This window comes from Kribbella sp. NBC_01484, assembly GCF_036227145.1.
Lineage (GTDB): Bacteria > Actinomycetota > Actinomycetes > Propionibacteriales > Kribbellaceae > Kribbella.
On sequence record NZ_CP109437.1, the window covers coordinates 1,216,053 to 1,242,349 of the forward strand.

The 26,297-nt window shown below is 69.1% G+C and carries 21 protein-coding genes and 1 riboswitch; of the genes, 5 read left to right on the forward strand and 16 right to left on the reverse strand.

What is annotated here, in order from left to right:
• From sigJ to OG555_RS05945, 4 genes are all read right to left on the reverse strand, one after another.
• Window positions 1-852 (reverse strand): RNA polymerase sigma factor SigJ, encoded by an 852-nt coding sequence (gene sigJ / locus OG555_RS05930; protein WP_329481683.1) that lies wholly within the window; start codon window positions 850-852, stop codon window positions 1-3.
• Window positions 853-906: 54 nt separating this feature from the next.
• Window positions 907-4,512, reverse strand: coding sequence for a methionine synthase (gene metH / locus OG555_RS05935; RefSeq protein WP_329481685.1), 3,606 nt, complete (start codon window positions 4,510-4,512; stop codon window positions 907-909).
• Between the two features lie 22 nt (window positions 4,513-4,534).
• Window positions 4,535-4,612, reverse strand: a riboswitch (S-adenosyl-L-homocysteine riboswitch).
• 81 nt (window positions 4,613-4,693) lie between these two features.
• A complete protein-coding gene (locus OG555_RS05940; protein WP_329481687.1) occupies window positions 4,694-5,227 on the reverse strand; it encodes a TetR/AcrR family transcriptional regulator in 534 nt (177 codons plus the stop codon).
• A complete protein-coding gene (locus OG555_RS05945) occupies window positions 5,224-6,636 on the reverse strand; it encodes an MFS transporter (RefSeq protein ID WP_329481689.1) in 1,413 nt (470 codons plus the stop codon). Before OG555_RS05945 ends, OG555_RS05940 begins: the two co-directional genes overlap by 4 nt.
• A 138-nt stretch (window positions 6,637-6,774) precedes the next feature.
• Between OG555_RS05945 and OG555_RS05950 the strand changes: the two genes are divergently transcribed.
• Window positions 6,775-7,686: an NAD-dependent epimerase/dehydratase family protein gene (locus OG555_RS05950; RefSeq protein WP_329481691.1), complete on the forward strand. Its 912-nt coding sequence runs from the start codon at window positions 6,775-6,777 to the stop codon at window positions 7,684-7,686.
• Between the two features lie 114 nt (window positions 7,687-7,800).
• Here the strand turns inward: OG555_RS05950 and OG555_RS05955 are convergent, their stop codons facing one another.
• A complete protein-coding gene (locus OG555_RS05955; RefSeq protein WP_329481693.1) occupies window positions 7,801-9,555 on the reverse strand; it encodes a S1C family serine protease in 1,755 nt (584 codons plus the stop codon).
• A gap of 123 nt (window positions 9,556-9,678) precedes the next feature.
• Complete coding sequence (locus OG555_RS05960) at window positions 9,679-10,236, reverse strand: TetR family transcriptional regulator (RefSeq protein ID WP_329481695.1); 558 nt, start codon at window positions 10,234-10,236, stop codon at window positions 9,679-9,681.
• 97 nt (window positions 10,237-10,333) lie between these two features.
• Between OG555_RS05960 and OG555_RS05965 the strand changes: the two genes are divergently transcribed.
• From OG555_RS05965 to OG555_RS05975, 3 genes are read left to right on the forward strand one after another with little or no spacing between them, the layout of a single operon-like run.
• Complete coding sequence (locus OG555_RS05965; protein WP_329481697.1) at window positions 10,334-11,164, forward strand: oxidoreductase; 831 nt, start codon at window positions 10,334-10,336, stop codon at window positions 11,162-11,164.
• Window positions 11,165-11,191: 27 nt separating this feature from the next.
• Window positions 11,192-12,166 (forward strand): alpha/beta fold hydrolase, encoded by a 975-nt coding sequence (locus OG555_RS05970; protein WP_329481699.1) that lies wholly within the window; start codon window positions 11,192-11,194, stop codon window positions 12,164-12,166.
• Complete coding sequence (locus OG555_RS05975; RefSeq protein ID WP_329481701.1) at window positions 12,159-12,806, forward strand: TetR/AcrR family transcriptional regulator C-terminal domain-containing protein; 648 nt, start codon at window positions 12,159-12,161, stop codon at window positions 12,804-12,806. Before OG555_RS05970 ends, OG555_RS05975 begins: the two co-directional genes overlap by 8 nt.
• Here OG555_RS05975 and OG555_RS05980 read toward each other — a convergent pair.
• Window positions 12,769-13,911, reverse strand: a complete 1,143-nt coding sequence (locus OG555_RS05980) for an epoxide hydrolase family protein (protein ID WP_329481703.1) — start codon at window positions 13,909-13,911, stop codon at window positions 12,769-12,771. The genes OG555_RS05975 and OG555_RS05980 overlap by 38 nt on opposite strands.
• 62 nt (window positions 13,912-13,973) lie before the next feature.
• On the opposite strand from OG555_RS05980, the gene OG555_RS05985 reads away from it, so the two are divergent.
• Window positions 13,974-14,918 (forward strand): helix-turn-helix transcriptional regulator, encoded by a 945-nt coding sequence (locus tag OG555_RS05985; RefSeq protein WP_329481704.1) that lies wholly within the window; start codon window positions 13,974-13,976, stop codon window positions 14,916-14,918.
• 103 nt (window positions 14,919-15,021) lie between these two features.
• On the opposite strand, the gene OG555_RS05990 is transcribed toward OG555_RS05985, so the two are convergent.
• The 9 genes from OG555_RS05990 to OG555_RS06030 all read right to left on the reverse strand — a co-directional run bounded on the left by OG555_RS05990 (window position 15,022) and on the right by OG555_RS06030 (window position 26,279).
• Window positions 15,022-16,629: a phospholipase C gene (locus OG555_RS05990; protein ID WP_329481706.1), complete on the reverse strand. Its 1,608-nt coding sequence runs from the start codon at window positions 16,627-16,629 to the stop codon at window positions 15,022-15,024.
• A 20-nt stretch (window positions 16,630-16,649) separates the two neighbouring features.
• Window positions 16,650-17,843, reverse strand: a complete 1,194-nt coding sequence (efeB, locus tag OG555_RS05995; RefSeq protein ID WP_329481708.1) for an iron uptake transporter deferrochelatase/peroxidase subunit — start codon at window positions 17,841-17,843, stop codon at window positions 16,650-16,652.
• Entirely contained in the window at window positions 17,840-18,964 is a 1,125-nt protein-coding gene (locus tag OG555_RS06000) for an EfeM/EfeO family lipoprotein (RefSeq protein ID WP_329481709.1), read from the reverse strand. Before OG555_RS06000 ends, efeB begins: the two co-directional genes overlap by 4 nt.
• 104 nt (window positions 18,965-19,068) lie before the next feature.
• Complete coding sequence (locus tag OG555_RS06005; protein WP_329481710.1) at window positions 19,069-19,977, reverse strand: ribonuclease Z; 909 nt, start codon at window positions 19,975-19,977, stop codon at window positions 19,069-19,071.
• A gap of 5 nt (window positions 19,978-19,982) precedes the next feature.
• Complete coding sequence (locus OG555_RS06010; RefSeq protein ID WP_329481712.1) at window positions 19,983-20,462, reverse strand: amidohydrolase family protein; 480 nt, start codon at window positions 20,460-20,462, stop codon at window positions 19,983-19,985.
• 23 nt (window positions 20,463-20,485) lie between these two features.
• Entirely contained in the window at window positions 20,486-22,786 is a 2,301-nt protein-coding gene (locus OG555_RS06015) for an aminotransferase class III-fold pyridoxal phosphate-dependent enzyme (protein ID WP_329481714.1), read from the reverse strand.
• Window positions 22,783-23,430, reverse strand: coding sequence for an MBL fold metallo-hydrolase (locus OG555_RS06020; protein ID WP_329481716.1), 648 nt, complete (start codon window positions 23,428-23,430; stop codon window positions 22,783-22,785). The genes OG555_RS06015 and OG555_RS06020 overlap by 4 nt, the downstream gene beginning before the upstream one ends.
• Window positions 23,431-23,505: 75 nt before the next feature.
• Complete coding sequence (locus OG555_RS06025) at window positions 23,506-24,831, reverse strand: metallopeptidase TldD-related protein (RefSeq protein ID WP_329481718.1); 1,326 nt, start codon at window positions 24,829-24,831, stop codon at window positions 23,506-23,508.
• Window positions 24,828-26,279: a TldD/PmbA family protein gene (locus tag OG555_RS06030; protein WP_329481720.1), complete on the reverse strand. Its 1,452-nt coding sequence runs from the start codon at window positions 26,277-26,279 to the stop codon at window positions 24,828-24,830. The genes OG555_RS06025 and OG555_RS06030 overlap by 4 nt, the downstream gene beginning before the upstream one ends.
• Window positions 26,280-26,297: the final 18 nt, after the last annotated feature.

Genomic DNA, 26,297 nt, shown 5'->3' on the forward strand with positions numbered 1-26,297 from the left:
TCAGCTCACCGCCACCCGAGCGAGCTTGTCCGGATTCGTGATCGCGAAGATGCCGGTCACCTGATCACCCTCGACCTCCAGCACGATCACCGCGAACGGCGTGTCCCCGGACAGCAGCAACGCCGACGGATCGCCGTTCACGGCCCGGTACCGGATGCCCAGCGACGGCACCGGCCGCCGCCGCCCGTCGCCCACGATGAGCGGCGCGATCTTGTCCCGCCCCAGCACCGGCCGCAGCCCGGCCGCCCGGGCCTTGCCGCCACCATCGGCCCAGAGCGTCACGTCGGGCGCGAGCACCTCCATCAACGCGTTCAGATCCCCACCGACCACCGCGTCGATGAACCGCTGCGTCACCTCGAGCCGCACCTGTGGATCCGCGGTGTAGCGCGGCCGCCGCGCCTGCACGTGCTCCTTGGCGCGGTGCGCGAGTTGCCGTACGGCGACCGGCGTACGGTCGACGATCTCCGCGATCTCCGGATGCGCGTAGCCGAAGACCTCGTGCAGGACGAACACCGCCCGCTCCAGCGGCGTCAGCGTCTCCAGCACGACCAGCATCGCCAGCGAAACCGCCTCGGCTCGCTCGACCGGATCGATCAGCGTGACCACGGGCTCCGGCAACCACGGCCCGACGTAGTCCTCCTTGCGCCGGTTGATCGTCGTACGGCGAGCAAGCGCAGCGTTCACCGCGATCCGCACGAGATATGCGCGCGGATTCTCCACACCGGACCGGCCGGACCACGCCAGCCAGGTCTCCTGCAACACATCCTCGGTATCCGCCACCGAACCGAGCACGTTGTAGACGATCGAGAACAACAACTCCCGATGCGCAACGAACTCCTCGGTCGAATTCACTTCATCGTGTGCCTTCACACCGGCTATGAGCGTTCCGGCCGCGGAAGTGTGACATCACTGCGGGTCGTAGGCCAGGTTCGGTCGCAACCAGCGCTCGACGTCCTGGACGGACATGCCTCGGCGTACGGCGTAGTCCTCGATCTGATCGCGGCCGAGGCGGCCGACACTGAAGTACCGGGCGGCCGGGCTGGCGAAGATCAGACCGCTGACGGCCGCGGCCGGCGTCATCGCGAACGACTCGGTCAGGCCCAGGCCGAGCTTGTCCGCCTCAAGGAGGTCGAACAGCTCCTGCTTCTCGGAGTGATCCGGGCTGGCCGGGTACCCGAGCGCGGGCCGGATCCCGCGGAAGCGCTCCGCGTGCAGATCCGCCAGCAAGGGCTGAGCGTCGGGCTCGAACCACGCCCGCCGCGCCTCCAGATGGATCCACTCGGCGAAGGCCTCCGCCAGCCGGTCGGCCAGCGCCTTGACCATGATCGCCCGGTAGTCGTCGTTGCGCGCCTCGTACGACGCGGCCAGCGCCTCGGCACCGTGGATCGCGACGCCGAACCCACCGAGGTGGTCACCCGACGGCGCGACGTAGTCGGCCAGGCAGCGGTTGTGCCGTCCGGCCGGCTTCTCGGTCTGCTGCCGCAGCATCGGGAACGACACGTCCAGCCCGTCCAGCAGGATGTCGTCACCCTCGCTGTGCGCCGGCCAGAACCCGTACACGCCCTCGGCCATGAAGGAGCCGTTGGCAATGATCTCGTCGAGCAGGGTATTCGCGTCGTCGAACAGTTCGCGCGCGACCGGCTGGTCCAGGATCGCCGGGTACTTGCCCTTCAGCTCCCAGGCCAGGAACAGGAACTGCCAGTCGATCATCGCCCGCAACGTCTCGATGCTCGGCGTCACCCGGCGCAGCCCGGTGAACGCGGGCACCGGGAGTTCGCCGTACTCGACCGGTTCGGCGTTGGCCCGGGCTTCGGCGATCGTCAGCAACGGGCTGCGCTGCTTGTTGGCGTGCTGTTCGCGCAACCGCTCCTGGTCAATACTGTTGCTCTTGGCAAGCGCTTCGGCACGGTCCTCGTCGAGCAGGTCGGACACCACGCCGACCACCCGGGACGCGTCCAGCACGTGCACGGTCGTCCGCTCGTACGCCGGGGCGATCCGGACCGCGGTGTGTTGTTTCGACGTGGTCGCGCCGCCGATCAGCAGCGGGAGTTTGAGCCCGCGCCGCTGCATTTCGGTGGCCACGGCAACCATCTCGTCCAGCGACGGCGTGATCAGCCCGGACAGGCCGACCACGTCCGCGCCCTCGGCCACCGCGGTGTCCAGGATCCTTGCCGCCGGCACCATCACGCCGAGGTCGATCACCTCGTAGTTGTTGCAGCCGAGCACGACGCCGACGATGTTCTTGCCGATGTCGTGGACGTCGCCCTTGACCGTGGCCAGCACGACCTTGCCCTGGCCGCGCACCATCTCGGCGCGTCCCTCCCGCCGGGCCTGCTCCTTCTCCGCCTCCATGAACGGCTCCAGGTAGGCGACCGAGCGCTTCATCACGCGAGCGCTCTTCACCACCTGCGGGAGGAACATCTTGCCGGCGCCGAAGAGGTCACCGACGATCTTCATCCCGTCCATCAAGGGGCCCTCGATCACCTCGAGCGGCCGCTTCCGGGTCAGCCGGGCCTCCTCGGTGTCGGCCTCGATGAAGTCCACGATGCCGTGCACGAGCGCGTGCGAGAGCCGCTCCTCGACGGTGCCCTCGCGCCAGGTCAGGTCGACCTCGCGCTGGGTGCCCTTGCCCTTCACGTTCTCGGCGAAGCTGACCAGGCGGTCGGTGGCGTCGTCGCGCCGGTCGAAGATGACGTCCTCGACGAGCTCCAGCAGGTCCGCCGGGATGTCCTGGTAGACGGCGAGCTGGCCGGCGTTGACGATGCCCATGTCCAGGCCGGCCTTGCCCGCGTGGTACAGGAAGGCCGAGTGCATCGCCTCCCGAACCGCGTCGTTGCCGCGGAACGAGAAGGACAGGTTCGAGATACCGCCGCTGAGGTGGACGCCCGGGCAGCGGGCCTTGATCAACGGCAAGGCGTCGATGAAGTTCTTGGCGTAGCCGTTGTGCTCGGACATACCGGTCGCGACGGCGAGCACGTTCGGGTCGAAGATGATGTCCCCGGGCGGGAAGCCGATCTTCTGCGTGAGCAGGTCGTACGCCCGGCCGCAGATCGCCACCTTGCGCTCGACCGTGTCGGCCTGGCCTTGCTCGTCGAAGGCCATCACCACCGCGCCGGCGCCGTAGTCGCGGATCCGCCGGGCGCGCTCGAGGAACTCCTCCTCGCCCTCCTTCAGGCTGATCGAGTTGACCACGCCCTTGCCCTGCACGCACTTCAGCCCGGCCTCCAGCACCGACCACTTCGAGCTGTCGATCATGATCGGGATCCGGGCCACCTCGGGCTCGGTCGCGATCAGGTTCAGGAACGTGGTCATCGCCTGCTCGCTGTCCAGCAGGTCGGCGTCCATGTTGACGTCCAGCAGGTTCGCGCCGCCGCGCACCTGCTCCAGCGCCACGTCGACCGCGGCCTGGTGGTTGTCCCCCTCGATCAACCGGCGGAACTTGGCCGACCCGGTCACATTGGTCCGCTCACCGATCATCACGAACCCGGTGTCCGGGGCGATCTTGAACGGCTCCAGGCCGGAGAACCTGGTGGTGTGATCAGTGGGTACGACGGTCCGCGGCGGCAGGTCCTGGACCGCCTGGGCGATCCGGTTGATGTGGGCGGGCGTCGTACCGCAGCAGCCGCCGACGATGTTCACGAGTCCGGACTCGACGAACTCCTCGAGCATCCCGGCCGTCTGCTCCGGCGTCTCGTCGTACCCACCGAAGGCGTTCGGGAGGCCGGCGTTCGGGTGCGAGGCGACGTACGTGTCGGCGAAGCGGGCCAGGTCGGCCACGTGTGGGCGCATCTCGGCGGCGCCGAGGGAACAGTTGACGCCGACAACGAGTGGCTTGGCGTGCTCGATCGAACTCCAGAACGCCTCGACCGTCTGACCCGACAGCGTCCGGCCGCTCAGGTCGACGATGGTCACCGAGATCCACAACGGCAGATGTGGCGCGACCTCGCGGGCCGCGGCGACGGCAGCCTTCGCGTTCAGGGTGTCGAAGATGGTCTCGATCAGGAGGAGGTCGACGCCGCCCTCGGCCAGCGCTGCGATCTGCTCGGCGTACGCGTCCCGCACCTGCTCGAACGTCACCGCGCGGTACGACGGGTCCTCGACGCGCGGGGACAACGACAGGGTGACGTTGAGCGGGCCGATCGAACCGGCCACGAACCGGCCGCCGACCTCGTCCGCGGCCTGGCGGGCCAGCCGGGCGCCGGCGATGTTCATCTCGCGCACGTAGTCCTGCAGGCCGTAGTCGGCCTGGCCGATGCTGGTCGCGGTGAAGGTGTTCGTGGTGGTGATGTCGGCGCCGGCCGCCAGGTACTGCCGGTGGACGTCGAGGATGACGTCCGGGCGGGTCAGATTGAGCAGGTCCGGGTCGCCGGTGACTTCGTGGGTGTGGTCGCCGAAGCGGTCGCCGAGGTAGTCCTCCGGCGTCAGCTTGGCGCCCTGGAGCATCGTCCCCCACGCACCGTCGAGCACCGCGACCCGCTGATCCAGCAGTTCCCGTAGCGCGGTTTCACTCATCTGCCGTCCCCTCCAGAAAAAGATTCCGGAGGCGCCCTTGCAGTCGGTGCACCAGGTCGAGCGTGGCGGACCTGGGTCCGTTGCAGCGCCTCTCGTCCTGGTTGCCCCATGTTAACGGCGTCACACCTCTGACCAAGCGCCTTGCCCACATACTAAGACGCCTGTTCAACCCGTGGCGCGGTCAGTGGATGAGGGTCTGGAGGGCTGGAGCGTAGAGGTCGGCGATCGCTTCCGGGTCGGTGGTGGCGATGGGGCCGGTCTTGCTGACGGAGATGGCGGCGCCGAGGCCGAGGAGCTGGGCGGTGATCAGTTCGGCGCGGAGGCCTGCGTCGGCGCCGGTCAGGCGGGCGGCGAAGGCGCGCGTCACCTGGTCGCGGAAGTGCTCGCGGATCAGCGCGCGTTCGTCGCCGCTGCCGGCCGCGAAGATGACCCGGACGAGCAGGTCCAGCCCGTGGTCGCGACGGTAGTTCACCAGCGTGAGTACGGCGTGCCGCCCGAGCTCCGCGTCCGGCGCGGCGAGCAGGAGCTCGGCGGCCTCGCTGAAGTCGGCGACCTGCTCGAACAGCGATTCCTTGCTGCCGAAGTGCTTCACGATCAGGGCCGCGCTGACGTTCGCGTCGGCGGCGATCCCGCGCAGGGTGACCACGTCGTACGGCTGCACGGCGAACGCCCGCCGCGCCGCCCGAAGGATCGCGATCCGCCCCGGGTCCGTCACGTCGTACCGACCTCGACAGGAACCGGCGCGGGCCGCCGGGCCGGGATCAGCAACACCAGGCCGGCCGCCACCACCGCCGCGAGCCCGGCGATGACGAAGACGATCAGGTACGCCGACAACGCGGGCGCGACCTGGCCGGCCCTGCTGATCGTCACACCGGCCAGCACGATCGCGACGATCGTGCTGCAGATCGCGGAGCCGATCGTGCGCATCAGGGTGTTGAGGCCGTTCGCCGCGGCCGTTTCGGTCACCGGCACAGCATGCATGATCAGGGCCGGAAGCGCCGAGTACGCCACCGCGGTTCCAGCCGACACCACGGTTGCCCCGGCCACGATCCCCGCGACGTTCCCGCTGGTGAACAGCCGGACGACGTACCCGGCCGCCATCAGCACCGACGCGATCGCCAGCGTGAACCGCGGCCCGCGGGCGGCCGAGATCCGGGCCGACACCGGCGACAGCAGCACCATCGCGACACCACCGGGCAACAGGCAGAGGCCACTCACGACGATCGACTCGCCCAGCCCGTACCCGGTCCACGTCGGCTCCTGCACCAACTGCGCGGTCGACAGCGAGTTGGCGTAGAACGAGAATCCGATCAGCAGCGCGGCCAGATTGGTGAACAGTACGGCGGGACGCGCCGACACTCGCAGATCGACGAGCGGGCTGGTGGTCCGCAGCTCGTACCAGCCCCACAACGGGACGATGGCCGCGGCAACGACGTACAGCCCGACGATCTCCGCCGTACCCCAGCTGTTGCCCTTCGAGACGGCGAGCAGCAGGCAGACGAGGAACGCACTCAGCCCGACAGCGCCGATGACGTCGAAGCGTCCGCTGGTCCGGACCGCGGACTCAGGCACGATCAGCAGCACCAGGACGATGTCGAGCAGCCCGAGACCGAGGGTGATCCAGAACATCGTGTGCCAGTTCGCGTACTGCACCACGAGCGTCGCGGCCGGGATCCCGAACGCCGCACCGACGCCGAGGGTCGAGCTCATCATCGCGATCGACGGGATCACCCGGCGCGGCGGCAACTCGTCGCGCAGGATGCTGATCCCGAGCGGTACGACGGCGACCGCGGCGCCCTGGAACGCGCGGCCGACGATCAGCACCGTCAGATCGTTGCTGCCGGCACAGAGGAACGACCCGATCACCATCGAGGACAGGGCGATCAGCAGGACGCGGCGTTTGCCGTACATGTCGCCGGCTCGTCCGAGCAGGGGGGTGAACACGGCGCCGGTGAGCAACGTCACCGTGATCAGCCAGCTGACGTCGGCGGCCGAGCTGTTGGTGATCCGCGGCAACTCGGGCAGCAGCGGTACGACGATGGTCTGGCTGATCGAGACGAGGACGCCGCAGAAGGCGAGCGCGGCCAGAATCAGGCGTGGATGAGCGGCAGGGCGAAGCGTCAAGCTGGGTTCCTCACACGGTGAACATCTGTTTACTCAGCTCCCAGCGTAAACGAGCGTTCACCCCCGCCGGAAGTGGCCCAGGAAATCGTTCACCAACTGGACCACGATCGTCGTAGGTGAGCTGCCTACCGTGATCCCATGAGGATCTTCGTCGCCGGCGCCACCGGCGTGATCGGCCGCCGTCTCGTTCCCCAATTGGTTGCTCAGGGCCACGAAGTGACCGCGCTCACCCGCCGGGACCACGCGGTCGCGGAGGGCGTCCGGACGGTCGTCGGGGATGTGTACGACGCTGCCGGGTTGCGCGAGGTGGTCGCGGCGGCCCGGCCGGAGGTGGTCTTCCACCAACTGACCGACCTGTCCTCGCAGGACTTCGCCGCCAACAGCCGCATCCGGCGTGAGGGCACCCGCAACCTGATCGACGCGGCGCTCTTCGCCGGCGTGGACCGCGTGATCTCCCAGAGCATCGCCTGGGCCTACGAGCCGGGTGACGCACCCGCGGTGGAATCAACACCGTTCGACCTGAATGCCGCGGACGACCGCCGCCGCGCATCAGTCCAAGCCGTCGCCGCCCTGGAAGACATCACTGCCGAAGCCTCCGAATGGGTCGTCCTCCGCTACGGCATGCTCTACGGCCCTGACACGTGGTACACGAAGGGCGGCGCGATGGCAGACCTCGCCGCCACCGGCAATCTCCCCACCGGCCCCGATATCACCAGCTTCCTCCACGTCGACGACGCCGCCTCGGCCGCAGCCGCAGCCCTCCACTGGCCAACCGGCCCAGTCAACATCGTCGACAACACCCCAGCCCCAGCCTCCGAGTGGACTCCAGCCTTCGCCGAGTCCGTCGGCGCACCCGCTCCCACCACCTCCGCCGGCCCACCTGGTCCCGCCACGTCCGCCGACGTACCTGCTTCACCCGCCTCGCCGGCGCCATCCGGGGCCGCTCCCGCCCGAACCCCCTGGGCCCGCGGCGCCTCCAGCATCCACGCCCGCACCAACCTCGACTGGACGCCCGCTCACCCAACCTGGCGCAGCGGGTTCTGGTCCTGAACATGGGGATCGGGCCCGGGCACTCCGAGGGGGAGAGAGTGCCGGGCCCGATCGTTCGGTCCGCTCAGCGACGGGAACCGCTGGTGCCAGCAGACCGGGTTCAGTTGTTGCCTGTCAGCGAACCGGTCCAGTGATCAGTTCGATGGTTGCCTTGTGGGTCTGGCCGGACTGGTCGACCCATCCGACCTCGACCTTGTCGCCGGGGTGCTGCTTGTTCAGGAGCGCCGACAGGGCGTCCGGCGAGTCCACGGCGTGACCGTCGAACGAGGTGATCACGTCACCGGCGGTGATGCCGGCGTCGTCCGCCTTGCCGTCCGCGACCACGTCGCCGACCACGGCGCCCGTCGTACCGGGGCTCGTCTCGACCGAGATCCCGAGCATCGCCGATGCTCCGATGTGCACGGTGTCCGACGCCTTGCCGTTCTCGATCTGCTTGGCGATGTTCAGCGCGTCGTTGATCGGGATCGCATAGCCCTCGGTCGTCGTCCCGCCGCCGTTGCCGGAGCCGTTCCCGTTGCCGGAGCCGTTGCCCGATCCGTCGCCGTTGCCGGAGCCGTCGCCGAACCCGTTGCCGTTGCCCGATCCGTCGCCGAACCCGTTGCCATTGCCCGATCCGTCGCCGAACCCGTTGCCATTGCCCGATCCGTTGCCGGAGCCGTCACCGAAGCCGGAGCCCGGGCCGAAGCCGGGGTTGCCGTCGCCGTTCCCGAGTCCGTTGCCGTCCGCCGTCAGGGTCGCGGTGGACGTGGAGCCGGTGGTGGCGGCGGTCTGGCCGAACTGGCCCTGCCCGCCGTTGTTGTTGCTGGATCCGGCGGTGTCGACGCCGATGACCTCGCCGGACGCGTTCGCCAGCGGACCACCGGAGTCGCCGGCCTGGATGTTCGCGTCGGTCTGGATCAGCCCGGTGAGGTTCTCCGGGTCCTGCCCGCCCTCGTCGGTCGCGGTGATCGCCTGGTTCAGTCCGGTCACCTGACCGGCCGCGAAGCTCGGCGTACCGCCGACGCCACCCGCGTTGCCGATCCCGACCACCTGATCCCCGAGCTTCACCTTGTCCGAGTTACCGGTGTTCGCGGTCTGCAGCCCGGACGCGTCCTTCAGCTTCAGTACGGCGATGTCGTGGGAGCCGTCGTACCCGACCACACTCGCGTTGTACGTCTTCCCGTTGCCGATGTCCGTCACTGTGATCGACGTCGCACCCGCGATCACGTGGTGGTTCGTCAGCACCTCGCCGTCGGAGGTGAGCACGATGCCGGTGCCGGCCGCCCGTGCACCTTGGTACCCGAGCACGGTGTTCACGTCGACCAGGCCGGGCGACACCTTCGCGGCGACCGACGCGGCATCGAACTGCTGCTGCGACAACTGCGAAGTGCTCCCGCCATTGTGCTGACCGATGCCCCAGGCAACCGATCCGGCGACGAGCGCCGCGGCCAGTCCCAGGCCGACAGTCCCGAACAGCCGTCGCCGCCCACGCTTGCGCGGAGACTGCTGCGGACCGAACGGGTAGTACTGCTGAGGTCCGCCGTACGGCCCGTACCACGGACCCGCCTGCAGCGCACCGCCGTACTGCACACCACTCTGCTGCTGACCGCCCTGCTGCGGCGCCTGCTGCGGCGCACCCGCCTGCTGCGGACCCGCGTACTGCGGTCCCGCCGGCTGCGCGCCGGACTGCTGCGGGGCCGCTTGCCACGGCCCCTGCTGCGGTGCACCCGCCTGCTGCGGACCCGCGTACTGCGGTCCGGTGGGCTGTGCGCCAGGCTGCTGCGGAGTCGGCTGGGGCACACCACCCTGCTGTGGGCCGGCGTACTGCGGCCCCGTCGGCTGCGCGCCGGATTGGTGTGCGGCGTGCTGCTGGTGTCCTGGATCCTGCACAGGCCCTTGTTCAGCGCCCTGCCGTCCCGTGCTGTCGTTCATTGCGGTTGCCCTCTCAGCCAGTTCCCTCTGCATTCGAGTAGACCTCGCAAGGCTGAGAACTCCATCGAGCCAGCCAATGAATCAGCTGAGAATCTTCCGGACCGCCATCACAACCGCCCGGCGCCGCACGGATTCGTTCGGTACAGCAGCGATGTACTCCGGGTTCATCGACGACCAACTGGTGGCGATCGCCTGGATCAGCGACAGCAGACTGACCGCTGTGAACTCCCGCGGCACCGCCCTCCGCCGCTGACCCCGCTGCAGCTCGTCGAGCCGGCTCTGGTTGACGGCGAGGATCGCTTCCAGCGACTGACCCTCCGGCCGCTCGAGCCGGTACCAGATCGACAGCCGCAGGTGATCGGGATGCGCCTCGAAGTAGTCGAACACCCGCCCCGCGTAAGCCGGCAGGTCTTCGGCGTCGAACCCCACCTCGTCCAGATAGGCGTCCACGGACGCGGTGAACACCGCATCGAACAGCCCGTCCTTGTTGCCGAAGTACGCATAGAGCATCGCCTTGTTGCACTCGGCGACCTCGGCGATCCGGCTCACCCGTGCGCCTGCGATCCCGCGCGCGGCGAACTCCTCGGTGGCGGCGGCGAGGATCCGCATCCTGGTCCGGTCGGCGTTCCGCTGCTGCATGCCGCCAGCTTAGCAACCAACCGGTTGGTTGATTTCCAACCAACCGGTTGGTTAGTTTGGTGGTGTATCCAACCGTTTGGTTAGTTAGGAATCCATCATGAGCAAGATCTGGCTGATCACCGGCAGTTCCCGTGGGCTCGGCCGCGCCCTCACCGAGGCGGCCCTGGCCGCCGGCGACCGGGTGGTCGCCACCGCACGCAAGCCTGAGCAGCTCGACGACCTGGTCGAGCGGTACGGCGAACGGGTCCGGGCGATCGCGCTTGACGTCACGGACGCGGGCGCCGCGCGAGCCGCCGTACAGACCGCGCTGGACGCGTTCGGCGGGCTTGATGTGGTTGCGAACAACGCCGGCTATGCGAACAGTGCGCCGATCGAGGAGACGACCGACGCTGACTTCCGGGCACAACTGGAGACGAATCTGTTCGGGGTCGTCAACGTCACGAAGGCTGCCCTTCCGGTGTTCCGGGAGCGGCGGGCCGGGCACTTTCTGCAGTTCTCGTCGATCGGTGGGCGGGTTGGCGGGACACCGGGGATGGGGGCGTATCAGACCGCGAAGTTCGCCGTCGAAGGGTTCTCGGAGGTGCTGAGCAACGAGGTGAAGCCGTTCGGGGTGAAGGTGACGATCGTCGAGCCGGGGGCGTTCCGGACCGACTGGGGCGGTTCGTCGATGACGATCGCCCCGGTACTCCCGGACTACGACTCGACCGTCGGCGCGATGAACCGCTACCGCCTCGAAGCCGACGGCAAGCAACCGGGTGACCCCGCCAGGGCGGCCGCCGCCATCCTCGAGGTCGTCTCCCTGGACGAGCCGCCCCGCCGGCTGCTGCTCGGCAAGGACGCGCTCACCCACGCCGAACGGTCCTCCCAGGCCCGTGCCGAAGAAGCCGCCGCGTGGGCTCACTTCAGCACCTCGACCGACTTCTCCTGAGCTCGAACGTATGTCTACACTGTAGATATGATCTACAGTGTAGACATTCCAGACGTGACGTTGCATGTCGAGCGGACCGGCACCGGGCCGGCTGTCGTCCTCGTGCCCGGCGGGGGTGGTGATGCAGCCATGTACCGGGATCTGGTGCGGGAGCTGGCCCAGCGGTTCACCGTGATCACCTTCGACCGCCGCGGCAACTCCCGAAGTCGCTGGAAGCACCCCCAGGACGGAGGTAGCCCGGGGGCTGCACCCGAGGAGCACCCGAGCGGCGGGCTCGAGGGGCACCCACGGGACGAGCGCCGGCGCGATGGAGCCGATGAGCACCGGCGGATTCGGCTCGCGGAGCAGGCTCGGGGTGGGCTGGCGGCGCAGGCTGGGGATGTGGTGGCGGTTATGGATGATGCGGGGGTGGGGCGGGCGTTCGTGTTCGGCAACAGTGCCGGGGCGCTCGTCACACTCAGCCTGCTAATCTCGCACACCGATCGGGTCGCCGGCGCGATCGTGCACGAGCCGCCGGTGATCCAGGTCCTGCCGGACGCGGCCGCGCGAGTGGCGTACTTCGACGACCTGGGCCGGATCACCCAGCGGGAGGGCGCACTGCCGGCGATGCTCAAGTTCGCCGCGGGCACGATGGACAAGCCGACCAGGTTGTTCGACGCGAAGATCGGCCGGACGATCGGTGCGGCCGGGGTCAAACTGGCGAAGCGGCTGACCCCCGGCAACGAGATGAACCGGTTGTTCGGCAACGCCGAGCTCTTGATGCGGTCCGAGATGCCCGAGTTCCTCCAGTACCAGCCGGACCTCGCGGCATTGCGGCAAACCGACGTACGTTGGGCCTTCGGCGTGGGCGTGGCCAGCGAGGGCCGGTACTACAGTCGGCCCGCACGGCAGCTCAGCGCCGAGCTCGGCGTACCGTGTCTGGAGTTCCCGGGCGGTCATCTCGGTTATCAGCGGCACGCCGCGGAGTTCGCCCGCCGACTGGAAGAGTTCATCGATGGCTGACCGCACCCCACCGACGCGGACCGTGCTCAACCGCGGCTACATCGCGACGGTCGCGCTCGAGCTGATCGACCGGATCGGGCTGGCCAAGTTCTCGATGCGCAAGCTCGGTGCCGAGCTCGGTGCGGACCCGATGGCCGCCTACCGGCACTTCACCGACCAGGAGGATCTGTACGACGGCATCGCCGAGCTGCTGTTCGACCGGCTGGACACCGACTCATTGCCCTGGGCAAAGGGATGGCGAGAGGTCTCGGCGGCGTACTGCGAAAGACTCCGCGACACGTTGCTCGGGCATCCGCACGCCGTCACGCTGTTCGCCTCCCGCCCGGTCCGCTCTCCCGCCGCCATTGCCACCGGCAACCGCATGATCGAGACCCTGACCGAGGATGGCTTCACGCCGGCCGACGCGCTCCGGATCAGCCGATCCCTTCGTGAGTTCACCATCGGCCACGCCCTCACCATGGCCGTCCTCACCCTGGGCGCCGACCGCCGCAGCCGCAGGCCGGCGCCCACCGATCCCGCCTACAACCTCCTCGCCGAGGCCGCCGACGGCTCCACACCAGGCGACCACTTCCACGCCGGCCTGCAGGCCATGATGGACGGATTCAGCGCAGGTCGCGGAAGAACTCGCGGACGTCGCTGATCAGCAGATCAGGCTCCTCGAGGGCGGCGAAGTGGCCGCCGTGGTCGACGTCGGTCCAGCGGGTGATGGTGTTGTCCTGTTCGGCGTAACGGCGGATGCAGACGTCGTGGGCGAAGGCCAGGACCGCGGTCGGCACGCCGGAGTTCTCGAGCCGGGTGCCCCACGGCTCCGTCTGGGCGTAGCCGACGTACGCCGCTGAGCCCGCGGTCCCCGTGAGCCAGTAGATCATCGCGTTGGTGAGCAGCCGGTCCTTGCTGATGATTGCCTCAGGCAAGGTTTCGAGAGGGTACGTCCAGGCCCGGAACTTGTCCATGATCCAGGCCAGCTGGCCGACCGGGGAGTCGACCAGGCCGTAGGCCACCGTCTGCGGCCTGGTGGACTGGATCGAGATGTAGCCGAACTCCTTCTGCAGGAATCCGCCGATCCGCGCGATCCGGTCCTGCTCGAGCGGCGTGAGCGTCGCGAGCTCCTCCTCCGGCAACGGGAACGGTGGCAGCGAAGGCCCACCGTTGGTGTGGACCCCGACGACCCGGTCCCGAGCCGCACGCGCCACCGCCGGCGACACGGCCCCACCGATGTCACCACCTTGTACGCCGTACCGCTCGTAGCCGAGCTGATCCATCAACACCGCCCAGACCTGACCGATCCGCTCCCGGCTCCAACCGCTGTCCGACACCGGCCCGGAGAACCCGAACCCAGGCAGCGACGGGATCACCAGATGGAACGCGTCCGCGGCGTCACCGCCGTGCGCGACCGGATCGGTGAGCGGACCGATCAGATCGAGGAACTCGACGATCGACCCCGGCCACCCGTGCGTCAGCACCAGCGGCAAGGCATCCGGCTCCGGTGACTTCACCTGCAGGAAGTGGATCCGCTGACCGTCGATCTCGGTGGTGAACTGCGGATACGCGTTGAGCTCCGCCTCCGCGGCCCGCCAGTCGTACTTGGCCCGCCAGTAGTCGACCAACTCGGCCAGCCAGGAGACCGGTACGCCGGTGTCCCAGTCGTCACCGGGCAGCGGGGCGGGGAGGCGGGTGGCGGCCAGCCTGGCCGCCAGGTCGTCGAGGGCGCTCTGCGGGATGTCGATGCTGTAGGGCTTGATCATGTCTCGACTCTTTCACCTGGTTAGGACAGCTTCGGTCCTAACCAGGTGGAAGAATCGAGGTCATGCTGGAAACCTCCGCGAGACTCCTCAAACTGCTGTCGCTCCTGCAGTCGCCGAGAGACTGGAGCGGCGCCGCGCTCGCCGCCGAGCTCGGCGTCGGGGTCCGCACGGTCCGCCGGGATGTCGAGAAGCTGCGCAACCTCGGCTACCCGGTCGACGCCCTTCCAGGAGTGGCCGGCTACCGGCTCGGGGCCGGAGCCGCGCTGCCGCCGCTGCTTCTGGACGACGAGGAGGCGGTGGCCGTCGCGATCGGCTTGCGCGCGGCCGCGACCGGCTCCGTGGCCGGGATCGAGGAGTCGTCGGTCCGCGCGCTGACCAAGCTCGAGCAGGTCCTGCCGTCCCGGCTGCGTCATCGGATCAAGCTCCTCCAGGCGGTCGCCGTCACCCCGTCGGGTAGCCCACCGGTCGATCCGGACGTCCTCCTCACAACAGCCGCGGCGTCGCGCGATCACCAGCGCCTGCGCTTCGACTACCGCAACCACGACGGTACGGCGACAACCCGTACGACGGAGCCGCATCGGCTCGTGCACACGGGCCGGCGCTGGTACCTGGTCGCGTGGGATCTGGACCGCTCCGACTGGCGCACGTTCCGGCTCGACCGGCTGGAGCCGCGGATCCCGACCGGGCCGCGATTCACTCCGCGCGAGATCCCGGACCTGGGCACCACCGCTCGTGGCATCGCCTCCGGTGGCTACCGGTACCAGGCCCGCTTCCTCGTCCAGGCGCCGGCCGAGCAGGTGGCGGATCGGTTCGCGCCCAGCGTCGCGACGGTGACTCCGGTCGACGCGACGACGACTCTGGTCGAGGCAGGCGCCAACTCTCTCGACGAGTTGGCTCTTCATCTCGGCCTGCTCGGACACCCGTTCGAGGTCCAGTCGCCGCCCGAGCTGATCGAGCATGTCCGAGGCCTGGCGACGCGCTTGGCAGCCTCGGTCGCGCCGCTATGAGCAGTAGAGCGAACAATCCGCTCAGCTCGCGGCGCTGGAGTCTCCCGCGGAGGTGAACGCCCTGATCGACGATTTTCTCGCCGACCAGGGCGGTTACTGACAATCAGTGGTTGCTGACGACGGCCCCGCTCTTCGGGTCCAGGATCAGCTTCTTGTTGCTCGGGTGCTGCCGGAAGTCGAACATGCCGGTCAGGCTGCCGGCGCGCTGGTCGAACGAGTGGTCGCCGATCCGGCCGGTCCGCCAGTTGTCCTCGATGAACTTCAGGATCGAGCTCTGGTCGGTCAGCGAGTGGTCGACGTGGTTGGTCTTCGCGTACGGGGAGACCACCAGCAGCGGCAGGCGCGGGCCGTAGCCGCAGCGGTCGGCGTACCCGCCGGACACCGGGGCCTTGCCACACGTTGCCGCCTGGTCGAGCGCCGCGTCCTTGGATCCGTTCACGGTCGGCGACTTCTGGTGGTCGTACCAGCCGTCGGAGTCGTCGTAGGCCAGGACGACCGCGGTCGACGCCCACTCCTTGGACTTCTGCAACTGGTTGATCTCCTTGACCACAAAGGCCTGCTCGTCCAGCGGGTCGGAGTATCCGGCGTGGCCGTCCTGGTACTCACCGGCCTTCAGGAAGCTGACTGCCGGCAGGTTGTTCGCCGCGACGGCCGCGTCGAAGTCCGACGTGTCGTACTGGTGGTTGGCCTGGTCGGTGTACCCGATGGCCTTCACCGAGCTCGGCGGCAGGTGCTTCGGGTTCGCCGTCGACTTGTAGTACTGGAAGGGCTCGTGGTGCGGGCTGTAGTCGTTCGCCGCGATGCCGCCGATGTTCGGGTGCGACGCGCCGCAGACGGCCATGCCGTTCGCGGTACCGGTCGGCTTGAAGCCGCCCTGGAACCAGCCCCAGGTGACGTTGCGCGCGTTCAGCAGGTCACCGATGTTCTGCCCGTGCATCCCGGCCAGATTGTTGGCGGACTTGCCGTTGTTGTTCGAGCAGTCGTCGTAGATCGGGTCGGGGTCGTTGGTGATCGTCCCGATGCCGTTCTTGTCCGGCGACTGCACGGCGTACGCGTCGGTGGTCGGCTGCCCCGTCTTCGGGTCGTACGCCTGGCCACCGTGGGTCTGCCCGGAGATCAGGTTCAGCGCGCCCGGGGTCGACGGTCCGTACACCGTGTTGAACGAGTTGTCGCTCAGCGAGTAGTGCTGCGCGTAGTTCCACAGCGCGGTGACGGTGTTGCCGTCGTAGTAGTCCATCACCAGTCCCGGCTCGCCGAACAGCACGGGCTGGCCGGTGCACTTGTCCGTCTCGGTGTTCTCGACGAACTTGTCCATCTTGCCGCCGTTGACAGCCTTCTGCTCCGGACCGTAGCCGTGGTTCTGGTCGCAGGTCAGGGCCTGCGACGGCGCCAGCCGCTTCGGGTCGTAGGCGTTCGGGTTGTGGGTCAGCAACTGCTGCGACAGGCCGTTCACCTTGGGCGTGTGCCGATCCGCCGTGAACGGCGTGCCGTTCTCGTTGGTGGCCTTCGGGTACGTGCCGAAGTAGTGGTCGAACGAGATGTTCTCGCCGAAGATCACCACCACATGCTGGATCGGCGTGGTCGGGTGGACCACCTTGTACGAATAGGCGGCGTTGGCCACCTGGTTGGTGTCGCCGCCGCTACAGCCGGCCAGCAACAAACCCGTCGCGGCCACAGCGGCCGTGGCTGCGACACGGACTCTTGCACGCATGCCTTCTCCTTCTGAGTGACTCATGCAAGCAACGACCGCCCAAGGTGGTCGCTGCCGTCCCGTACACCGGGAAGCGCAAAGAAGTAGCCGCCGCCGACCGGCCGGATGTAGTCGACGAGGGGCTCGTCGATCAGCCGGGTCTGCACGGCCTCGAACTGCCGGGCGATGGCCTGCTGGTAGGCGCAGAACAACAGCCCCAGGTCCAGGTCCCCGACCGAGTCGGTGCCCTTGTCGTAGTTGTAGCCGCGGCGCAGGAACTGGCTGGCCGCGGTCTCCGCGGTGCGCGGGTTCGCGACGCGGATGTGGCTGGTCAGCGGGATCGCCCCGCCGGTCGGGTCGGCCGGGTAGTCGGGGAGATCGGTCTCGCCGTTGCCGTCCAGCGGCGCGCCGGAGTCCCGCCGCCGGCCGAACATGTTCTCCTGCTCGCCGACCGACACCCGGTCCCAGAACTCGACCAGCATCCGGATCTGGCGCAGCACCTGGTAGCTGCCGCCCGCGGTCCACGCCGGCTCGCCGTTGCCCTGGCCGACCCACACGAGCTTGTCGTGGTCGGCCGGTGCCGGCTTGACGATGCCGTCCTTGAAGCCCATCAGGTTGCGCTGCGCGCCGGACGGCCGCGGCGGGTTCTGGAAGCCGTCGACACGCCAGCGCAGCTGCATCGCGCCGCGGGTGTGCCGGGCGATGTCGCGCAGCGCGTGCAGCACGGTGTCGGTCTCCGACGCGCACAGCTGCAGGCTCAGATCCCCGTGGCACTGGCTGTCGTCCAGGCTGTCGTTGGGGAATTCCTTCATCGCCGTCAGCTTCGCCGGCTTGCGGTCCTTGATGCCGTACCGGTCGTCGAACAGCGACGCGCCGACGCCGACGGTGACCGTCAGGTCGTCGCCGGGCATGTCCGGGCCGAGTACGCCGGAGTCGGCAGGCGGCGCGGTGATGCCCAGTGGCGGCAGCGCGCCGCCCGCGGTCAGCAGCCGGGCCCGGTCGGTCAGCGTCTTGAACAACTCGTTGAGCTCGCCCTTGTCCGCCGCGATCACGTCGAACGACGCGAAGATGGCCTGCTTCTGTGGGTCGGTGGTGATGCCGGCCTGGTGCACGCCGTGGAACGCCCCGGACGTCGACGTCGCCGCGTCGGCGGACACCGACAGCCCGGTCACCGCCGCCGCGCCCGCGCCGGCCAGCGCACCGCGCAGGAAGGACCGGCGCCCGACGCCACTCATGAGCTCCTCCGGACTTCGCAGATGGCGGCGACGGGGGCGAGCAGTTCCAGCAGTTGGCCGACCGCGCCGTTGAGCTGTTCCCGGGTCGTCCGGTCCAACTGGTCGACGGGGGTGTTCTGGTGCGCGGTCAGCAGCGCCCGCACCCGGTCTTCCCACTTCTGCACCTGGGCCAGGTCGGGGTAGCGCGGCTTGAGCACCGGGTTGAGGATGGCCAGCACCTTCGCCGTGCCATCCAGGTTGGCCAGCGCGGTGTTCAGCGACGTACCGCTGCCCTGGTCGTTCTCGCCGGTCAGCTCAAGCTGGAGGGCGTTCTCCATGATTTCGTGGGCGCGCAGCCCGAGATCGTTCGGGTCCACCTGGTCGTTGGGCAGGTCATGCTGCAAACCGTGCACGTCGACGGCCAACTGGTCCGCGATCGGCTTCAGCCCGGCGGCGGAAGCGTTGTGCCACAGGCCCTTCTCGAGCGGATGGAAGCCGGCATCGGATCCGTCGATCTTGTCGGCGAAGTCGCCGAACGCGTCGTAGGCCGCGCCGAGCGAGTTGTACGCCAGGTGCGCGGGGAGCCAGTCGGCCCGGGCGGCATCCAGGTTGCCCGCGTCCACATCGCGGCGCAGCTTGTCCGTCTTCGCGGCCAGGTCGGCGACGCCTGCGGCGACCCCGGCCTCATACTGCTTCACCAGCGGCAACATGTCGTTCTTGGTGACGGCGACCGCGGCCGGGCCACCCTTCGCGTCGCCCGCAACAGTGACACTCGGACCGGTGATGGCCTCGGTGTCCTCGATCAGGCAGCGGATCGCGTACCGGCCGGCGCCGAGCTGCACGTCCATCGGCGCGCTCGTGTTCGGGCCTAGGCCTTCCACCTCGCCGTACACCTTGTTGCTGCTGACCTCGACGAGGTCGACCTCGGCGGCCGCGTCGCCGGTGTTGTGCACGACGATCGTCTGCCGACCGGTCTTCGGGTCGGTCCAGCCCTGGCCGCACTGGCTGCGGGACACGGTGATCTGGGGTGGGCCACTGGCCGCATCGGCGGCGCCCGCCCAGGGCCGCCACACCGCTACCGCCACCAACGCGCCAACACCGGCCAGCGCGATCGCCGCCGGCAGCGGACTGGGAGTGCGCACGACAGGTCGCTCCTGATGATCGGCGATTTACATTCGTCGGTGATGTTAATTGGGCTGTGACGGAACTCGGGCACTGTTGGCCCACTCGTCACGCACTGTTCGTCTTAGCGGCGGGACGGGACCGGGGTACGGGTCAGGTCGGCGGCGACGACGATCTCGCCGGAGAACTCGGCGGCGGCTTCTTCGTGGAAGCGTTCGGGTTCGAGGTACCGCTGCGAGAAGTGGGTGAGGACGAGCTTGCGGACGCCGCATTCCTGGGCGACGCGGGCCGCCTGGCGGGCGGTCAGGTGGCCGAAGCGACGGGCCAACTCGGACTCCGGCGACAGGTACGTGGACTCGATCACGAGCAGGTCGGCGCCGGCTGCCAGGCGGAGCACGTTCTCGCACAGCCGGGTATCCATGACGAAGGCGAACCGCTGACCTGGACGAGGTTCGCTGACGTCCTCGATCCGCACCGTCCGGCCGTCGGCCTCGAGCGAGCCGGCCTGCTGGAGACGACCGATGGCCGGACCAACGATGCCGAGGGCAGCGAGTTTGTCCGGCAGCATCCGGCGGCCGTCGGGCTCGATCACCTGGTAGCCGAAGGACTCGATCGAGTGCTCCAGCCGACGCGCCCACAACTGACCGAAGGAGCCGACGGAGAGCAGACCGTCCTCCTCGACCGGCTCCTCGACCAACTCGGCACGCTCGAAGAACGACGCGGCGTACCGCAGGCGGGTGAAGTATTTCTGACCCGACGCCGGATAGTGCGCCCGGACGGGATGCGGTACGTCGTCCAGCGACAGGCGCTGCACGATCCCCGGTACTCCCAGGCAGTGGTCGCCGTGGAAGTGCGTCACGCACAGCCGGGTGATCGCCCCCGCCGCGACCCCGGCGTACAGCATCTGCCGTTGCGTGCCCTCACCCGGATCGAACAGGAACCCCTCGGTGTCCCACCGCAGGAAGTAGCCGTTCTGCGTGCGTTCCCGAGACGGCACCTGACTACCGGTGCCCAGCACAACGAGTTCACGCACGAACCTCAGGCTAGTCGAGAGTGCACAAGCCGCCCACCGAGATACGTCTGCTCGACCCTGGCGCGCAGCAGCACCGACGGATCGTCACCCCGGATGTCCTCACTGAGGACCACCAGATCGGCGAGCTTCCCGGGCGTGATGGTGCCCTTGACGTCCTCCTCGTGCGAGGAGAACGCGGGGTTGGCGGTGTACGCGCGCAGCGCCTCGTCAATGGTGATCGCCTGCTCCGGGTGGAAGCGCCCGTCCCCCTGCACCGTGCGGACGACGGTCGCGTTGCTGGTCTTCGTCTCCGCACCCAGCTCGGCGGCCGAGACGAAGACCAGCTGCTCGGCCGACCGCTCCGACAACGCCCGGCAGACCGACCGGGCGGCCGGGGAGAAGCCCTCCCAGTGCTCCCGGATGCGTCTGCGCAGCTCGCTGATGACCTCGGCGGAGGAATCTGCGGCGGTGTCGTGGCCTGCGGGTGTAACGCGATGTCCAGCCATGTAACGGATGATACGCAGGTACCTCAGGGCAGCGCGGCAGCGAACGCCGCCAGGAACCGCTCCACGTGCTCGCGCTCCCAGATCAGCGGCGGGCGGATCTTGAGCACGCTGCCCCCGGGACCCGTCGTCCCGACCAGGACGCCTTGGTCACGCAGTCGCTCCGCGAGCTCCGCCGCCGTCAGCGGTGCGTCCGCAGGAATCGCGACGCCGGCCATCAGCCCCTGACCGCGGACCCGCGCGGCTGGATGAAGCTTCGCCACGAGCGGCGCCAGCCCGACCGCGAGCTCGCTGCCGATCCGGCCGGATCGTTCGACCAGGCCGGCCTGCTCGATCACGTCGAGCACGGTCAGCGCGGCGACGCACGACACCGGGTTGCCCGCGAAGGTACTGAAGAACTCGTCGACCGCGGCGAACTGCTCGGCGATCTCGCGGCGCGTGATCAGCGCGGCGATCGGATGACCGTTGCCCATCGGCTTGCCCAGCGTGACGAAATCCGGCGTCAGCCCGAAATCGCTGAACCGCCACAGATTGCGGCCGCCGCGTCCGAAGCCGGCCTGTACTTCGTCCGCCAGGAAGAGACCGCCGAGCGCGTGGGTCTCGTCCTGCAGTCCGCGCATGAACTGTCCGGTGGGCGTGAGGATGCCGGCACTGCTGAACACCGAGTCGACCGCGAGCAGCGTCACGTCGTGGCCGGCTCGGCGCAGGTCGTCGTACGCGAACCGGACCCGCCGGCTCGCCTCCACTCCGCTTGGCTGCTGACCGTCCGCATCCAGCCGTGGGGCCTCGAACGTCGCGACGTGGGCTGGACGCTGCTCGGGTGGGTAGGTGTTGGTCGACCAGGCGGCGGTCGCCTCGCTGACCCCGTGATACGCGAGATCCGCGACGACGACACCGGAGCGACCCGTGACGACCCGCGCCATCCGCCAGGCCAGGTCGTTGGCCTCGCTACCGGAGTTGACGAACACACAGGTGTTCATGCCGGCGGGCATGGTGGCCGTGAGTCTCTCGGCCAGTTCGACCGCATGCGGATGCAAGTACCGCGAGTTGATGTTGAGCGTCGCGGCCTGTCGCGAGATCGCCTGGACCACCGCGGGATGCGCGTGTCCGACAACGGGAACGTTGTTATAGGCATCGAGATAGCGAGTGCCGTCGGCGGTGTGGACCCACGCCCCGGCAGCCCGCACGACCTGCAGCGGCTCGCGGTAGAACAAGGGCGAGAGTTGGCCACCCATCGCGGCCGATCGTCGATCGCCGATGGTCGGATCAGGGAGCTGGGACGACGCGACTCGCGACGTCCCGCATAGGCGGTGGAAGCGAGTCGCCAGCTCGGCGGGATCGAAACCGGCCAGCAGGTCGAGCCCGTGCCAGCTGCCCGCCACCAGACTGGTGAGGTAGTCCTCGTTGTCCGGATACAGCGGCGCCCGCCAGGCCGACATGAGCACACTCGCGGCGAGCCGGGCGAGCACGAGCTCACCGATCAACTCCACCTCGTCGGGCTCCAGCGGCAGCACTCGCTGGTACGCGTCCAGGAACGCGCCGGCCGCGGGCCACGGGTCGGCGGACTCTCGCAGCAACGAGGTCAGGCTGATCGCGAGGTCGCAGACCCGGGCGGTGTGGTGCATGTCGCCGAAGTCGATCACCCCCGAGATGCGCCCGGCCTCGATCAGGACGTTGCTCAAAGTCAGGTCACCATGCGCCACGAACGCGGGCAGCCGGCGGGTCGCCGCCGCCAACCCCTCGAAGCGATCGAGCAGCTTCTCCATCGGTTCCCGGCGGGCCGGGTCGGGCAACTGCTGCGCGAACGGCCGCAACGCGGTGACGAGCCGTGGGTCCCAGTCCAGCCGGCGATCGGCCGCCGGGTGGATAAACCCCTGCATCGCCCGCGTCAGTCGCGCGCACACCGCACCGAAGTCGGCCGGGAAGTGTTCGGGCAACGCCGTGAGATCACCGACCGCGCCCGGCATCACGGTCATCACCCGCACCTGGTGCACCCGGCCGTCCGCAGCCCGCAGCGTCACCGTCCGCGCGCCGTCGACCGCGTCGACGATGCGCGGAATCGGCAGCTCCGGGTCCACCTCGGCGACATGCCGCATCGCCGCGCTCTCCATCTCGATCTGCGCCGGATCGTCGCCGGAGTTCGACACCTTGACGACGAACTGGCGACCGTCGGCGGTCGCCAGGAAGTTCAGGTCGCGCTCGCTACGCGAGGCCTCGAGCTCGGCGGCGATCCCGTAGCGGCTGCGCAGGAAGTCTGTGGCCTCGCCCAGGTCGACCGTCGGTGGCTCCTCGACCAGGCTGGCCGTCTGTCCGGTGATCAGGTTCATCGCGACCTCTTCGCACGGGTGACCCGGAAGGACTTGTCATGACCAGGGTGAACGACATCGGCCAGCTCGGCGACCCGCTCGATCGAAGCCCGCGCGCGGGCCGAGTCGAACGCCCTGCCGAGCGGCTCACCGGCGAGCAGCACCCCTGCCGCGGGAACAGCGTCCCCGGTCAACAGAGCGGTCCCCTCATCGGTGTCGACCGCAAGGCCGATCGACCCCGGCGTGTGGCCCGGCAACTCGACCACACGCACCCCGGACGCGAGCTGCTCACCCTCGCTCGCCTCCCGTACGTCGAGCCCCTCGAGGACGGCCGACGTCCAAGGCGGCGTACCCAGGTCGCGGCGCGACGGTGCTTTGAGGTAGCGCAGTTCGTGCGGATGCATGACCACTCGCTGGAACAGGTCGACGTTCTGCAGGTGGTCCCAGTGCCCGTGCGACACCACGACGGTGGCGATGTCGCCCGGGCTCAGGCCGCGCTCGCACAGCGCGGCCAGCAACGCCTTGCGGCGACCGACGTGACCGCAGTCGAACACGATCCGGCCGTCGTCGCTCTCGATCAGATAGACGGCACAGAAGGCGGGATTGCCCTGGTCGGTCGGCATCAGGTAGCCGTTGAGCAGCGTGTGCACCGAGGGTGTGGCCATGATCTGCCTCGCTGGGGTGGAGCAGCAGCGCCCCGCGGCGGTGATGAGCACGCAATGCACGGGGCGCCGCTGGTTTCAGGGGAGGATGAGCGGACCGGCGTCGATCAGCAGTGACGGTACGACGACGCTCTCCATGAAGGTCTGGTCACACCGCTCCCGCACGGAGCCAACGCCCAGAATCGCGTTCATCACCTCGTCCATCCGGAACGTGAACCGCAGTTGCGGATGCCAGGAGACGAGCTTGCCGTCCTCGGCCCAGTACGTCGCGTCACGGGTGGTCCCGGTGACGAGCGTCTCCTTCGGGTGCAGCACCCGCAGGTAGTCGAGCCGATTCACCACCAGACCGCTCCCGCACTCGGCCAGCAACTCGTCCTCGGTGGACTCGCCGGCCTCTAGCAACAGGTGCGACGGAACCGGATCACCACCGAACCGCCACCCATCCGGTACGGCGTGACCGGTCGGCACCCCGCCCGTGACGCCGGCCCGGCGCTGGTCGGAGACGACACCGGTGAGCACACCGTGGTCGATCAAGGTGGTCCGCCGCCGAACGTTGCCCTCAGCATCGAATCCGCTGGGCAGTCCGTCCGCGTCGCAGCCGTCGTCGACCAGCGTGATCAGCTCGCTCGCGACCTTCTCGCCGAGCCGGCCGGCCACCGCGGACCGTCCGGTCGCATAGGCGTTCGCGCCGAGGACCGCGTAGCCGTAGGTGGCGATCAGCGCGTTGGCCGCCTGCGGCTTCAGCAGCACCCGGCAGGTGCCGTGGTGCGCCTCGCCCATCGGCAGCGGCGTCAGCGCCCCGCGGAGCCGGCCCGGGATCTCCTCGATCGGGATCTGGTCGGCGTCGCGGTGCATGAACCTGACACTGGCGGACCGGCCGTCCTGTTTCGCGATCGCCTGGATCGATGCCTTGGTCAACGTCTCGGACCGGAACAGTCCGGTGGAGTCCGCCACCACCCGGTCCAGCACGTCGTACCGGATCGCGCCGCCCAGCTTCATGTCGGGGTCGAGGCCGTCGCGGACGGTGGCGAACCAGCGGTGGCGGACCGCGGGGTCGGACTCGAGCACCGAGCCGGACGCGGGGATCACGGGCGTCTCGGCGGAGTGGTCAGCGGTCGGGACGGCGCTGCTCACCGGGCCGTCGGGCAGCTCGGTGAGGGCCGCGCTCAGCCGGTCGGCGAGGACGCGAACCGCCACCGGGTCGAGGGTCTCCAGCGAACCGGCGACCGCACGGCCGTCGCGGTTGATCCGGACCCGGACCCGCATCCGGCGCTCACTGTGCTGGGCGGTGATCTCGGACTCGGCGTACCGCAACAGGTCGGCGTTCTCGCCGAGGATGTCGAGCCGGGTACCGTCGCCGAGGATCTCCAGCGCCTGCTGGACCTCTGCCTGATTGATGCTCATCGTCCCACCTGCACATTCTGGAAACGTCCGGGCACGGTGCCGTGGCCGACGTGGGCCACCTGCAAGGGCTCGCCCTTGTTGCAGGACGGGACGCCGTGCAGCTTCCACTCGTCCGGTCCGCCGAGGGCGTCGAGGCTGCCCCAGAAGGTCGGGGTGTCGCTCTGGTAGGTGCAGTTCTTCAGCATCCGGCCGACCTTGCCGTCGCGGATCTCCCAGCCGATCTCGGTCTGGAAGCGGAAGTTCATCCGCTGGTCGTCGATCGAGAAGCCGCGGTTGGTGTCCACCAGGATGCCGCGCTTGGTGCCGGCGATCATCTCGGCCAGCGAGGACTCGCCCGGCTCGAGGCAGATGTTGGTCATCCGGACCAACGGCAGCCGCTGCCAGCCGTCCGCCCGGGAGGCCCCGCTCGGCTCGTCACCGAGGGCGGCCGCGGACTCGCGTCCGGACATGTAGCCGAGGAAGATGCCGTCCTTCACCAGCTGGGTGCGCTGCGCCGGCACGCCTTCGTCGTCGTACGCGAAGGAGCCGAGCCCACCGGGGATGGTCGCATCCGCGTACGCCGAGACGATCGGCGTACCCCAGCGGAAGTTGCCGCGCCGCTCCGGGGTGGCGTAGGTGCCACCGGCCAGGCTGGCTTCGGTGCCGAGCGCGCGGTCGGCCTCCATCGGGTGGCCCGCGCACTCGTGCAGGACCATCGCGAGTTGGTTGCTCCCAGCAACAAGAGTGGTGATCTCGTCGGGACACTGCGGCGCGGTCAGCAGCGCGACCGCCTCGGAGGCGACGCGGGCCGCGTTCTCCGGCAGGCCGAGCGACAGCACGTGCTCGAAGCCGGCCGTGGCGAAGTCGCCGCGCTGGCCGCGGATCTGCCGCGGCACACCCTGCGGGAAGGATCGCCGCTGGACGTCGTTCCCGTCGCCGGCGTTGACCATCAGGCCGCCGCCGCTCTCGGTCAGCGTCTGCTCGATCAGCGCGCCCTCGGTGTTCGCGAACACCTTCTCGTCGCGGTAGAAGTCAACGGAGGCTTCGATCTGCTGGACCAGTGGTCCCGCGGTCGTCGCCTCCTTGACGGTGGCCGACAGCAGGTCCAGCTTGGTGGACAGCGGGACCGTGAACGGGTCCACGTCCATCGGCGACGACCAGTTGTCGCGCGTCGTCACCGGCTGCCCGAGTGCGACGTGACCACCGCCGCCCGCGGCGCGGGCCTGACCGACCGCCTGGGCGATGACCGCGTCGATGCCGTCCGGGTCCAGCCGGTGGGTGGCCGCGAAACCCCAGTGGCCACCGATCACGACCCGCAGTCCGAGTCCCAGGGAGTCGTCGTAGTTCACCTCCCCCGGGCCGTCGAGCTCGACCAGGACCTGCTCGTGGGTCCGGCGGACCACGCGGATATCGCCGTACTGAACGTCGGACGGCAGGAGCGCGAGCACGGTTTCGGCGGTATCTCGCATCTGGATCCTCCGATTTCG